The sequence below is a fragment of the Bradyrhizobium sp. sBnM-33 genome (assembly GCF_032917945.1).
Taxonomy (GTDB): Bacteria; Pseudomonadota; Alphaproteobacteria; order Rhizobiales; family Xanthobacteraceae; genus Bradyrhizobium.
In genome coordinates this window covers 2,107,393-2,119,958 of the sequence record NZ_CP136624.1, presented here as the reverse complement: position 1 = coordinate 2,119,958, position 12,566 = coordinate 2,107,393, and the positions used below count along the sequence as shown (strand labels likewise).

The following is a 12,566-nucleotide window of genomic DNA, read 5'->3' as shown; positions in this document are numbered from 1 at the left end:
TCAAAACATGTCGCGAACCATTCCCATATCAGCCTTATTTAAGGCCGCCAGTGTGAAATTTAACTCCAGTTTATTCCTCGATGCCCCACTTCGACCTTTCCCGACCGATGCCGGATTGTTTGCCCCCAAAACAGTCGTTCATGAAAATGGATCACGCTTAATGCGCCACATAGTAACGGCCCATCAATATTGATTAATGCAACGAGACCCACATCAATGCCTGAATTCAGCGTGAGCGCGATTTTTGCGACGGATTTCGCCGCAGAGATCGTTCGCTCGTACCTGGCGCCAAGGAATTGCTCAATTGCGATTCCTTCGGAATCCCCAGGCTAGAGCAGATTCTGATCAGACACGATCATTCGGCTGCGGCAAAGAAGTTCAGGCACTCTTGGGCGGTGAAGGCGGCTAGGGCGTGGGCGATAGCATCGTCCAAAGCCTCGATTGACCTAGCGGCGGCCTTTCGGAGGGCGGCTTGAGCTTGGCGAAGGCCATTTCGATCGGATTGAGGTCGGGCGAATAAGGCGGCAGATAGAGGAGCCAGGCTCCCGCCGCCTCGATAGAGAGGCCGACCTCGGCCCGCTTGTGTGCTGCGAGATTGTCCATCACCACGATGTCGCCCGGCTCGAGCGTCGGCACGAGGACTTGCATCACGTAAGCCTCGAACGCCAGGCCATCCATGGGACCGTCGAGGACCATCGGCGCAGTCATGCCGGTCGCCCTGAGCGCACCGACGAAGGTCGTCGTCTTCCAATGGCCATGTGGGATCGCTGCAACACAGCGCCGGCCATAAGGCGACCGACCATAGCGCCGCGCCATTTTGGTAGAGGCCCCCGTCTCGTCGATGAACACTAGCCGGTGGATGTCGATCTCAGGCTGAGATGCCTTCCACGCGGCGCGTTCGGCGGCGACGTCCGGCCGATCCTGCTCGCTGGCGTGCGATGTTTTTTTGAACGTGATGTTGCGGCGATCGAAGGACCGCCAGAGCACGCTCGGCACGAAGCGCTCGCCGTGGACTTTGAAGAGATGGTCAGCGATCTCGGCCAGCGTCATGTCAGGCGTAACCTTGACCAGGGAGAGGATCTCCGCAGCATGACCCTCGATCCGAGCTGAACGCCGGTCTCCGCCCTGCGCTCCCGCCTCACAGGCGCCCGTGCTTCGCCACTCGCTGACCAGCTCGATCGCTGTCGATGGCGCCACACCGAACCGGCCGGCGGCGCCCCGACAGCTCATGCCTTCATTTTCCACGGCCCGAACAATGCGAAGGCGAAGGTCCGGCGAGAGCGGTTTAGCCATGGGGGCTGGCCTCCACATACCAGCCCCCATGATGAATCACGATTTGCCCCGCAAGGGAATCCCTTCCGATTCCGCAAGATCGGAAAATGCTCTAATGAGATCGGGTGGTGGCAGCTCTGCTGAGTGTCATTAGGTGGTTTGCGATTAATCTGGGAGGTCGGATCCATCAACTTGTATCCTTGGACCGTTTCCTGCCAATGGCTTGATATCATTGGGCCACAGTGTTTCTTTTGGCCTTAGGGGACTTGGACGAAGAGAGTCGTGTTTCCGTCGATGTCGTATCAAAATTGAGCATATGGATCCTTCATTCGTCACGTCCTAATCACTGCTTAAAAGACAATTGCGTCCTGCGGCGCAAGTCGCCCACAATCGATGCCCGGTTCGTCGCTGGCGGAGAAGACGTATAAGCTTGGCAACCGTCTCTGCACACAGAACGTATCGAGCCGCGACGGCCACAAGGAAACTCCGCTCATTTCTTTGCGGGCGCTGCTTGTGAGATTAGAGTGCATTTGACGCGCTCTTAAACTTTGCATTAGTCTAGCGCGCCGCCCGAGACGTGAGTACTCCTGCTCGCCACCTCTCTCGAACCTGAGCAAGCGCAACTCTCAGGCTGCGGTCCTGGCGGAATTTCGCGAGACACCGAGCGATCCACCCCGCCGGCCAAATCCCCGGTGGTTCGCAACAAAATCGAACTTCATGTCGACTCGTTCGCGAAGCAGGCCGCGGCTTTTTTAGGCCCGCTCGGTATTCAGCTTGGCGACCTCGCGCATGAGGTGTGCGCGATCTCCAACTGCTGCGGCCTCATCTGACCGTGGCCTGGGAAACCGTCAATGAAAACGGACGCTAACGACCGAATCTAAACGTCATAATGCGCAAGAAGTTGGTTTCATTTATATGATGTTGGTCACGCTAGATCCTCGCTGGAGCCGGCTGCCGCCCCTTGCTTCTCGGCAAGTCCAAGCGGTTTGATGACGCCGATCAACGACGGATGTGCACGCCAGGGGGCGTGTCGTTGCTCACTTTCCTATCGTCACAGCCCACCACCGCTGCGATAGCAGCGACGACTACCACCAGCAGGATAGCGACGAAGAAATCCACGACCCAGCGAAGGCGACTGTGGCTCACGAGTAACCCCAAGAGCTATAAACTTCGACGGCACTCGCTCTTGGGTGGCCACTTCGCCTTGAGCCAGGACCAGCGTTCTGGGCGTTGATGCAAGGGTTGAGGCTCGACCTCGCAATCGGGAAAACCGATCGGCAACGGTTAATCAAGCCAGTCAAAGTGAAGCTTCGAAGCGGGTGCGTGACACGACTCGCTTCTCAGCCGCGAGAAGAGATCGAGGCGGGTCATACGGGCAACAACGTCGACCGCAAGGGTCGTTCGGCGTTGAACTGACCGAATGGGCTTCATGGGCTGGCTGACCGGTTAACGAGGGCCAATCAACTAGGAACCGTTCCGGGATTGCACAAGCCTGCAACCCCTGAAACGAACGTGTTTTTGAGCCCCTCAACTCGCCCACTGCGTTGCCATTCTAGTCTAGCAGTCTGCTGAAGAACCCCCTCGCCACGGAGGGGGCTTGATGATTCACTTGATCATCTCGAATCGGCGGAGATGATCATGCGGGGCAGGTTTACGGATCAGGGCGGCCTGTTTTCGTACATTGCGCCGGATAAGCGGGTGCCAGCGAACCATCCGCTGCGGAAGGTCCGGGAACTCGTCCGGGATGTTTTGAGTGATTTGAACCGCAGCCTTGGGAGGCTCTACGCCAGCGAGGGACGTCCTTCGATCCCTCCGGAGCAATTGCTGAGCGCCTTGCTGCTGCAGGTGTTCTACGGCATCCGCTCGGAACGCCAGTTGATGGAGCAACTGGACTACAATCTTTTGTATCGCTGGTTCGTGGGACTGTCGCCGGACGATCCGGTCTGGGACCCGACCACCTTCACCAAGAACCGGGAGCGGCTGCAGAACGGTGATGTGTTCACGAAGTTCATGACCAGGCTTCTGAACCATCCGCAGGTCAAGCCGCTGCTGTCGGACGAGCACTTCTCGGTGGATGGAACGCTGATCGAAGCCTGGGCTTCACAGAAGAGCTTTCGCCCCAAGGACGGCAGCGGCGACGATGATGACGGCGCCAACTTCCACGGCCAGAAGCGCAAGAACGACACCCATGCGAGTACCAGCGACCCGGACAGCAGGCTTTATCGCAAGGCGGCCGGACGGGAGGCCAAGCTTTGCTATATGGGCCACGCCACCATGGAGAACCGGCATGGGCTGGCGGTGGCCGGCAGGGTCACGCATGCCAATGGCACCGCCGAACGCCGGGCTTCGGAGACCATGCTGAAGGCGAGACGCAAAGCCGCAGGCCGCCGCATCACGGCCGGTGAGGACAAGGCGTACGATACCGCCGATCATGTCGCCAATCTTCGCGCCATCGGCGTGACGCCGCATGTGACACAGAACCAGGCCGTCACCAAAACCGGCAACACCCGCAACAGCGCCATCGACGAACGAACCACGCGGCATCCGGGGTACGGCATGTCGCAATCGCGCCGGGCGATGGTCGAGTGCATTTTCGGATGGGGCAAGCAGCATGGCACCATGCGAAAGACCAAGCATCGTGGCATCGCTCGCGTCGCCGCCGACTTCCTGCTCAATCTGATCGCCTATAACCTGATCCGCATTCCAAAACTGCTTGCCGCTTAGCCACCCCGCGTCAGGTGCACCCAACACCAGGCTAGAAATTTACATCCAACTCCGCCGCCTCGCCCCAACAACGACCGGCCAGAATAAGAAAACTCTCCATTTCATGGTTTTTCAGCGGACTGCTAGGAGCCTGTCCAGTTAGCATCGGGAAGCCGGTTTTATCCGAATGATAGCGGCTCATGCGGCCCTCGCCAGCTTGACGAGGTTGTGAGCGGTGCAAATCAGGGCCCATTCGGGCTTCACTTTGTCGATGCCGCGCAGCAGGAATTGCCTGAACCCTCTTGCCTGTTTGATCTGTCCGAACACGGGTTCGACGATCTGCTTACGCAAGCGGTAGCGACTTCGGTAGCCGGCGCGCTTGAGCTTGGTGCTCATCCTGGCGATCAGCGAGCCGGGTCTTGAAGCCTTTTTCGCGGTGGCGGATTTGGTGCCGTGCTTCTGCCTTCCGGTGGCGATGTAGCCCTCGATGCGCCGCCGTTTGATCGTGCGAAGATTGGCGTCGGAGCAGTAGCCGGCGTCGGCCGATACTTCGTCCGGATTGGTCCCCAGATTGGCCCTGATCCCGTCGAGCAACGGCGCCAGTTGCGCCTGATCGCTGGAGGAACTGGTCAGCGTCTGCGCCACGATGATCTGATGGGCACCATCGACCGCGGCCTGGGCGTTGTAGCCCTGGATGTAACCGTCCTTGGCCTTCAGGATGCGGCTTTCCGGGTCGGTGAAATTGCGTTGCGCCTTGCCGTCGGGCTCCGTGTTCGGCGGCGCGGACGTCTTGCCGTTCTTTTTGCCCCCTTCGGCGATGCGGCGTTCCTCGACTTCGGCCCACGCCTTGCGCTCCGCCTCGGCTGCGGCCTTGGCTTCGGCCTCCAGCGCGGCCTTGGCCTCGCGGATCTTCTCAAGCCGCTTCTGCTTGTCGGCCACCCAATCGGGCATCTCGTCGCCGCGCTTGTCGCCGTAGAGCTTATCCTCCTGCGCATCGGCGGCCTCCGCCGCCTTGAGCCAGCGGTCGACCTCCGCTGCAAGCTCCGCTTCCCGCTTCTTCATGCGATCATAGCTCATCGCCTTGTGCTTGGACGCGTTCGCCTTGATCTTGGTGCCGTCGAGCGCCACGTGCCCGAGCTTCACCAACCCGGCCTTCTCGGCCAGCTTCAACACCTGCACGAACAGGTCGGCCAGCGCCTTAAGATGCCGCCGCCGGAACTCCGAGATCGTGCGGAAGTCCGGCGCATCGCCCGCCACGATCATCATGAAATCCGCCCGCTCCACCGCCGCCCTGGCGATCCGCCGCGACGCCGCTCGCGTAGCCGTGCAGAAGCAGCGCCGTCATCATCCGCGGATCAAACGGCGGCTGACCCAGCCCGCTCCGGTAGCTGCCTAGGATCGCCGATAGATCAAGGCTTTCCTTGACCAGCGACACGATCAACCGCGAAACGTGGTCCTGCGGCACATAGTCCTGCACGCTCGGCGGCAGAAGCTGGACCTCGTCGATCTTCCAGGGGCGAAATTCCTTGCTCATGACCACGCAAGGAATCAGACTCGCACCCTCTTGACCAGTCACTACTCAGACAGGCTCCTAGTAACCCAAATCCAGACCAACCTCCCGCATGAGTGGCTTTCCCGTTGCAAAGTCCAGCAAGTTCTGAGTGCCCCACTGAATATTTCGTTGCAGAACGTCATCGGCATTTGCGGCTTGATCATCGGAGCCAATCACATTCGGAAGCTTGTGAACCGCCAGGCGTGAACCCGAGCCCGCTGGAAAGGCCTCCCAAATCCATAGGTCCACCAGACATCTGCTGCGTAGCCGCGCAAACGACCGGGCGTAAGTGCCTCATAAAGAGGTTTCTCTTGGATCACACTTCCGCGCGAGATGTTGACAGGCAGATGGCTTCATAGCCGCAATTTCGGCCTTGCCAATCAACTGGTTGGTTTCCACTGTATTGGGAGTCGCTACTACGACATAGTCACACTTCGCAAGCACGGAGTGTAATTCATCGATGCATGGACCGAATCCACGCATTCGACCGGCTTCCCCTTATCTCGGCGGACGCCAAGAACACGCATGTCGAATCCCTTTGCATGCTTAGCAATACGACAGCCGATTTGTCCAAGGCCGATGATCCCAATCGTACGACCGTGCAACATGGCCGATCGAGAGTCATCCGCATACACTGGAATAGGCTTTTGTCGTTCCAGCAACGCATGATGTTGAGTAACGTCTTTTTCGCAAGGGCAAGCACGAACATCATCGCCTGCTCTGCAACCGCAACCGCATTGGCGCACCACGAATATTCGCAAGTTTCACGCCGCGTTGCTTAAGGAGAGAGAGCGCTCCCATTTGGCGAAGGTCATCAACGCCAGAATGCATCCAGGAAAACACCTTGAGTTCCTGCAACTTCCAAGGCGCGTCGCAAACATGTTTGCGTCGCATTTGCCCGACGCCACGACGAATTCCTGCATCATAGGGGCATTCCCTAAATGAACTCGTCGAACATCGTCAACAGACCAAACATCCGACCTATTGGCATTGATTTCGCGAAGATTTTTTCTGCTCTGACCAGCCTAAATTGATGAGAAGCGCCCGCAGCCAGGCGTCTCCTCACGTTCTGCTCGGTGCAAGTCGTGGACGCCAGCCAACCAACGGAACGCACGCCGCGATTGTCTGCCTTGATGATGGCCGAGCGTGGCATTGGCTCCAATAGTGTCCCGATCTCCAAAGTTCAAGTCAGTCATAAAACTTTGCATTTTGGCGAACAGCCGCAGGATTCCGGCTATGCCGTGCCCCACAACAGCGAAATCCTGTTCCCGCAGCTTGGTATGCTCTCTCTCAACAACTGCTATGCGCATTAACAAAAATCGACATGGGAGCAAGGAACATGTTCACGTCACGTCGCCGCTTTTTGAAAGGTGCTGCTTCAGTTGCCGCTGCCGGTACTGGCTTCTCGTTGGCAGGCGTTGAAGAGACCCGTGCCGCTGAGACGATCACTGCGGTTGATTGGGGCGGGGGCTACTTCGACAGCATCAAGAAGCTTGCGGCCACGCAAACGGACATTCAGATTAATTGGCAACTACATGCCGGTGGCGCTATCGCTATTCTCCCAAAGATCAAGGCCAACTGGCCGAAACCTGGCATAGATCTGCTCACCGGATGGGACCTCTCGTGGCAAACGATCGCCCGGGAAGGCTGGGCAGAGCCGATTACGCGCGAGAAGGTTCCGAATATCGCAGACATTCCGCAAAAGCTCCTGGTCAAGGACAGCGCCGGCAACGTCATCAATATTCCCCGTACCATATCAGCGCTCATTTGGTGGTATCGCGAAGATCTTGCCCCGTTTGAGATCACGAAGCTCGAGGATTTGCTGGATCCCCGACTCAAAGGCAAGATTTGTTGGCCGGTACCGACGCTGAGCTCCAATCTCCAGGCAGTCACTATGGCGCTGCATAAAGGCGGCGATGAGCGAAACATGGAGCCGGCCTGGGACTTCTTAAAGCAATTGGCGCGCAGCGGAAATATCGGCCGTGTTGCAAACGCGGATACCGATATCACGACTTCGATAACCTCCGGCGAGACTTGCATAACCTTCGGTGGCGGTACAGGCGTCGCGAGACTGAAACGCGACTTCAAGATCAAGACAAAGCATCTTAGCAAGATGCCCGCTCAGTCAGGGTTCAAGACGTTTGTCTTCCACGAGGGTTGGTGTGTGCTAAAAAACGGGCGCACGGATGCAGCTTTCAAATTCGCGAATTTTGCAATTAGTCCTGAGAACAATGAACAATTTAATCGAGACATAAGTGGAATACCGACGAATGTTAAGGCGAAGGCGCCTGAGGACGTCCAATACTTGGCTTTCAATAACGAGGAGATGGAGCGGCACGTCTACATCCCGGACTGGGCTCATCTCTCCAAAGAGGTTAACGCCTGGAATAAGCGTTGGGAGCAAGAAATCCAGCCTCTACTCTAGATGCAGAACGCGAATCCCAAATTCTTGATGAGCCTATGGCTGGAGTAAGAATGAAGTCTGGCAGATTCCAAGTCTTGCAGCTTCTTCCGGAAGCGGCGGTGAAGGCGCCAATCGTAAACTCTAAGCGTAGGCATATGGTTGGAGAGCGAGTGAGGGCTGCCAGATCCCAAATACTGCTGTTGCTTCCGGCAATGGCAGTATTCGTTCTCTTCCTCGGACTGCCGATGTTGACGGTTCTCAATGAGAGTTTCCGCACATTCGAACCGGGTCGAATTGGATCCGTGGACGGAGCTCCGCTTACGATCGAAAACTACACGGAGCTCTTTCTGCCGGTCTATCTGCGGTATTTTTCGCAAACGTACTTCCTGGCGTTCTGCGCATCGCTCATCGCCGTCTTAATTGCCTTTCCGATTGCGTATTTCATTGCCAGAAATGCATCCTCGGCAATGCGCAAGGCCGCAATGACCCTACTTATCGGGCTCATGTTTTTGAGCGCGCTCGTTCGGGTCTATGCGCTTCAGCTGACCTTTGGCTCCGTCGGTATACTCGCACCGATCATGTCCGCTCTTGGAGTCAACATGAACGGATCGCTGTACATCAATTGCGTCATTGTCGTTGGATTGCTCCATTATTCCATACCCATGTCGATCCTGATACTGATCGGAGCTGTACAGCAACTTAATCCGCGGTTGATCGAAGCGGCGCAATCGCTTGGCGCTTCGGCGCTCTCTTCTCATCTTACTGTGACGATACCGTTGTGCATTCGCGGACTGGTCTCCGCATTTCTAGTCTCGATGACGCTTGGCATAAGCGCCTTCATAATACCCTGGATCCTCGGACGGGGTCGTGTGATGTTCATTTCAAACCTTATCTACAGCCGGTTCAGCGAGATCACGAACTACCCGAGCGGCGCAGCAATATCGATTGTCATGATGGTCCTGTCCCTGCTGTTGATTTTCATCATGTCTAGGCTCTTGACCCTACTCGACCGGACGTGAGCAAAAGAGATGCGTAGCAAACGAAACGCCGATGTCATTCTTGCCGTGAGCGTGACGGCGATCATCGCCGTGACGGTAGTGTTCCTGCTGTTCCCAGTCATCGTCACCGCATTCATGGCGTTCGATGCGCGCGAGTACATCGGTCCATTGCCCCCGACGGATCTATCGACGCAATGGTTCGTAAAGTTGTGGAATAATAACTATCTGTGGTCGGGGTTCAAAAATAGCATGCAGCTGGCGATCGTTGTGACCGCAGTGGCGACCGCAATGGGCGCATCAGCCGGACTGGCGATCAGCCGCATGTCTCCGCGGTGGCGCGATCTTACCACCACGGCATTCTTGTCGCCGCTCGTTCTGCCAGGAGTCATCATTGGCTTTGCGCTACTTATGTTCTTGTCGATCGTTAACGTGCTGCCGGTCTTTCCGAGATTGGTTTTCGGCCACCTGATCGTCACAATACCCTACACGATTAGAATGACATTGGTCGGGCTCGCAGGCGTAAGCGCAACGCTCGTTGAGGCGGCGTTGAGTCTCGGCGCGAACGCGCGTGAGGCATTCTTCACGATAACTCTACCACTCGCCAAGAACGGCATTGCCGCTGGTGCCATTTTTGCTTTCGCATTCTCCATGGATGATGTGACGATTAGCCTTTTCCTGAGCGACTACGACACGTACACTCTGCCCGTCGCCCTCGTCGGTCTGATCAGGTCGCATTTCGAACTCACGATCGCGGCGGCTGCGGTCGCCCTGATGGGCCTTACAGTCATTTTACTGCTCGCGCTGGACCGCGTCCTTGGCCTCGAACGTGTAATCGGCCAAGGGCCCTATAGGACATGACAAGATGAGTGTACTCAATCTCAAAGAGATCACCAAGAAGTACGGAGAACTCGCCGCAGTCGATGGTATCTCCCTTGATATAGAGAGAGGAAAGGTGCTTTCTCTTTTGGGGCCGAGCGGCTGCGGCAAGACGACGACGTTGCGCATCATTGCGGGCTTTACGTCGCCTGACACGGGAACCGTAGAAATTGGCGGCGAGGACGTCGGCCATCTGAGGCCCTACGAGCGCAATGTTGGGCTCCTGTTCCAGGATTACGCGCTCTTTCCTCACATGACCGTGGCCCAGAATATCGCTTATGGCATGCGATACCGCGGCACTTCGGGATCGGAGATACCCTCTCGCATCGCGCAAATGCTATCGCTCGTGCAACTTACCGGCATGGAAGCCCGATACCCCCATCAGCTGAGCGGCGGACAACAGCAGCGTGTGGCGCTTGCGCGTGCACTAGCGATCGACCCGCAGATCGTTCTCCTTGACGAGCCTTTGTCTGCGCTCGATGCGAAGCTTCGCCTAGAATTGCGGCTTGAACTGAAGGAGATCCTCAGATCAGTCGGCGCCACGACCATCGTCGTCACCCACGATCAGGAGGAAGCCCTGACCCTTGGCGATGAGGTCGTCGTCATGAATGCCGGAAAAATCGCTCAGCGGGGAACGCCGACACAGATTTACGAGGCGCCCGCCGACAAGTTCGTGGCCGAGTTTGTTGGGAGATCGAACTGGTTCCACGGATCGAAAAGCGGCCAATCAACCGATGGTGTCATTTCGTACGCCACCGACGATGGCTGTGAGATCCGCACGACGGTTAGTCGTCAGTGCAGCGAGCACGGCGTCGATTTATGTATACGGCCGGAAAACATCGAGCTCGTGGATGGCACCACACCCGAGCCGGCTCTAAGCCCAAAGCACAACGTCCTGGCGGGTGTCGTGCTCGATGTGGCGCCTCTTGGCGCCGATGTGCATGTGGTTGTCGAACTTCCGGGTAAAAGCCGGTTGCTCGCAATCCGCAAGAATGTCGGGCGCAGTTCGGCGGTCCTACCCGGACAATCCGTCCGCGCTCTTTTTTCCGCGTCGGATGTCCTCGTATTCCGAAATTGAAATGTGCACGTGAGGCAGTCAATAAAAGGTCTGCAACGGCTGGTGCCAAGGACCGAAAATGCTTTTTTAGGCGACGCCTCCGTTCCGCGTTTGGACCACCAACGATCGATGCACAGAGGCATGCCGGCCTTCTCAAAACGCTCACTATATCGGCGGCCGAATAGTCCGGTTGAAATGAGAAAGGTCTGACCCTAGAGGTGCCGTGGCTCGGCATTGTCGCAGTGGCGCTGGCATGCCTAGGTTGGTGCGAGTACCGTAATGGCTCTTCCATCGAGCAAAGATACAAAGCACTGGGTCAGAAGGTGGACCAGGACCCCGCAGGCCGGACAATAAGGGTCTGCAACCGCAACAAGAGATCGTTAGTTGCCTTTTCCTACGCTCGCGATCGAGCGAGGCGTCCCGAAAACTCGCTGCACTCCCTCGGCGGCGATGACTGCGCGTCACTTTAGCGTCGCCAAAAGTCCCGCCATCAAAAAATCTGCCGCGTTCGGCGAGGCTGTCGACGTCGATATGCTCGTCGAGCGTGTGCGCGTAGGCACCGCGCACGCCGGGGCCGTCGAGAGTCGGGATCCCAAGAGCGCCCGTGGAATTTCCGTCCGAGCCGCCGCCGGACGTGCGGAAGTTCGGCGCCAAGGGACTTTGCGATTGCGCGCGCGTTCTCATACAGCGCCATGGTGCCAGCGTCGGGCTCCCACACCGGACGGGTGACCCCGCGGGTCACCTTGAAGGTAACATCGTTGGTCTTGCCTGACAGCGCCAGCATCGTACGCATCCGACGAGCGCCGTCTTGTCTGACGCGTGGTATTTCGCGAAGCATGTGACCTTAAGTCTAGCTTTAAGGTCATCAGGCGATGCGCGTTGAGGTATTGGGCGGGGTCGAGCGGCGGCGGCGCTGGTCGCATGACGACAAGATGCGGATTGTCGAGGAAACGCTGGTGCCGGGCGCGAAGGTGACGGAGGTTGCGCGTCGCAACGGGGTTGCGGCGAGCGTGGTGTTCACCTGGCGTCGGCAGGCTCGGACGGTCGAGCAGGTTGGACCGCGTTTTGCGCCGGTGCAGATCGCCGCCGCGGAAGCGGTTGAGGAAACTTCGAAGCTTTTGCCTGAGGATGACAGGCGGGTGCGATCCGTGGCAGCCGCGCGGGTTGGACTGATCGAGATCGATCTTGGCAATCGGCGACGCATCCGGGTGGATGCGCACGTCGACGCGGATGCGCTGGCGCGGATCCTCGATGTGCTTGAGCGCCGATGATTGCCATACCGGGCAATGTGCGGGTGTGGCTTGCGACCGGCCATACCGATATGCGCCGCGGATTCCCGAGCCTTGCGCGTCTGGTTCAGGAGAGTTTGAAGCGGGATCCGCACGTTGGCGATCTCTACGTTTTTAGGGGGCGCCGCGGCGACCTGATCAAGATCATTTGGCATGACGGCCAGGGCGCGTGTCTGTTCACGAAGCGGTTGGAGCGCGGCCGCTTTCTGTGGCCCTCGCTGGCGGATGGCGTTGTCACGATCAGCGTTGCGCAACTATCCTATCTGCTGTCCGGAATTGATTGGCGGATGCCGCAGGCAACCTGGCGTCCGCAGGCTTCCGGTTAAGCTGTGGTTTTTTGACTCACGAAGGAAATCTGGCGCGATTTTTTGCGGCGAATATGGTTGATTCGTCATCGTGACGACACCCTCCGATC

General features: G+C 57.8%; 13 protein-coding genes and 3 pseudogenes. 8 read left to right on the top strand and 8 right to left on the bottom strand.

From position 1 onward, the window contains the following. Positions 1-355: 355 nt before the first annotated feature. A protein-coding gene (locus tag RX328_RS09855; protein WP_213255976.1) for an IS630 family transposase occupies positions 356-1,293 on the bottom strand; the annotation gives its coding sequence in 2 pieces (ribosomal slippage) (positions 356-471 and positions 471-1,293; 939 coding nt in all). Positions 1,294-1,919: 626 nt separating this feature from the next. Continuing rightward, positions 1,920-2,116 (bottom strand): annotated as a pseudogene (locus RX328_RS09850) (IS3 family transposase); the annotation flags it as partial. Between the two features lie 794 nt (positions 2,117-2,910). Between RX328_RS09850 and RX328_RS09845 the strand changes: the two are divergent. Beyond that, positions 2,911-3,996: an IS5 family transposase gene (locus RX328_RS09845; RefSeq protein ID WP_317258668.1), complete on the top strand. Its 1,086-nt coding sequence runs from the start codon at positions 2,911-2,913 to the stop codon at positions 3,994-3,996. A 31-nt stretch (positions 3,997-4,027) separates the two neighbouring features. On the opposite strand, the gene RX328_RS09840 is transcribed toward RX328_RS09845, so the two are convergent. From RX328_RS09840 to RX328_RS09820, 5 genes and pseudogenes are all read right to left on the bottom strand, one after another. Continuing rightward, complete coding sequence (locus RX328_RS09840) at positions 4,028-4,177, bottom strand: hypothetical protein (RefSeq protein ID WP_317258667.1); 150 nt, start codon at positions 4,175-4,177, stop codon at positions 4,028-4,030. Further along, positions 4,174-5,509 (bottom strand): annotated as a pseudogene (locus RX328_RS09835) (IS1182 family transposase). Before RX328_RS09835 ends, RX328_RS09840 begins: the two are co-directional and overlap by 4 nt. Before the next feature lie 191 nt (positions 5,510-5,700). After that, a complete protein-coding gene (locus tag RX328_RS09830) occupies positions 5,701-5,847 on the bottom strand; it encodes a hypothetical protein (RefSeq protein WP_312018154.1) in 147 nt (48 codons plus the stop codon). After that, complete coding sequence (locus RX328_RS09825; protein WP_283772455.1) at positions 5,822-6,010, bottom strand: NAD(P)-dependent oxidoreductase; 189 nt, start codon at positions 6,008-6,010, stop codon at positions 5,822-5,824. Before RX328_RS09825 ends, RX328_RS09830 begins: the two co-directional genes overlap by 26 nt. Then, positions 5,944-6,135 (bottom strand): NAD(P)-dependent oxidoreductase, encoded by a 192-nt coding sequence (locus tag RX328_RS09820; RefSeq protein ID WP_283772457.1) that lies wholly within the window; start codon positions 6,133-6,135, stop codon positions 5,944-5,946. Before RX328_RS09820 ends, RX328_RS09825 begins: the two co-directional genes overlap by 67 nt. A 477-nt stretch (positions 6,136-6,612) precedes the next feature. Between RX328_RS09820 and RX328_RS09815 the strand changes: the two genes are divergently transcribed. From RX328_RS09815 to RX328_RS09795, 5 genes are read left to right on the top strand one after another with little or no spacing between them, the layout of a single operon-like run. Further along, positions 6,613-6,840 (top strand): hypothetical protein, encoded by a 228-nt coding sequence (locus tag RX328_RS09815; RefSeq protein WP_213256913.1) that lies wholly within the window; start codon positions 6,613-6,615, stop codon positions 6,838-6,840. A 26-nt stretch (positions 6,841-6,866) separates the two neighbouring features. Then, positions 6,867-7,952 carry a PotD/PotF family extracellular solute-binding protein gene (locus RX328_RS09810; RefSeq protein ID WP_213256914.1) on the top strand — a complete coding sequence of 362 codons (1,086 nt, stop codon included), beginning with the start codon at positions 6,867-6,869 and terminating at the stop codon, positions 7,950-7,952. Positions 7,953-8,002: 50 nt separating this feature from the next. After that, on the top strand, positions 8,003-8,950 hold the full coding sequence (locus RX328_RS09805) for an ABC transporter permease (protein WP_213256915.1): 948 nt from the start codon (positions 8,003-8,005) through the stop codon (positions 8,948-8,950). 9 nt (positions 8,951-8,959) lie between these two features. Then, positions 8,960-9,787: an ABC transporter permease gene (locus tag RX328_RS09800; RefSeq protein WP_213256916.1), complete on the top strand. Its 828-nt coding sequence runs from the start codon at positions 8,960-8,962 to the stop codon at positions 9,785-9,787. A 4-nt stretch (positions 9,788-9,791) separates the two neighbouring features. After that, a complete protein-coding gene (locus RX328_RS09795) occupies positions 9,792-10,883 on the top strand; it encodes an ABC transporter ATP-binding protein (RefSeq protein WP_213256917.1) in 1,092 nt (363 codons plus the stop codon). Positions 10,884-11,323: 440 nt separating this feature from the next. Here RX328_RS09795 and RX328_RS09790 read toward each other — a convergent pair. Next, positions 11,324-11,661 (bottom strand): annotated as a pseudogene (locus tag RX328_RS09790) (M20/M25/M40 family metallo-hydrolase); the annotation flags it as partial. Positions 11,662-11,734: 73 nt separating this feature from the next. Between RX328_RS09790 and tnpA the strand changes: the two are divergent. Together tnpA and tnpB are read left to right on the top strand one after the other, a co-directional pair. Continuing rightward, complete coding sequence (gene tnpA, locus RX328_RS09785; RefSeq protein WP_213256918.1) at positions 11,735-12,133, top strand: IS66-like element accessory protein TnpA; 399 nt, start codon at positions 11,735-11,737, stop codon at positions 12,131-12,133. Next, positions 12,130-12,477 (top strand): IS66 family insertion sequence element accessory protein TnpB, encoded by a 348-nt coding sequence (tnpB, locus tag RX328_RS09780; RefSeq protein WP_213256919.1) that lies wholly within the window; start codon positions 12,130-12,132, stop codon positions 12,475-12,477. The genes tnpA and tnpB overlap by 4 nt, the downstream gene beginning before the upstream one ends. Positions 12,478-12,566: the final 89 nt, after the last annotated feature.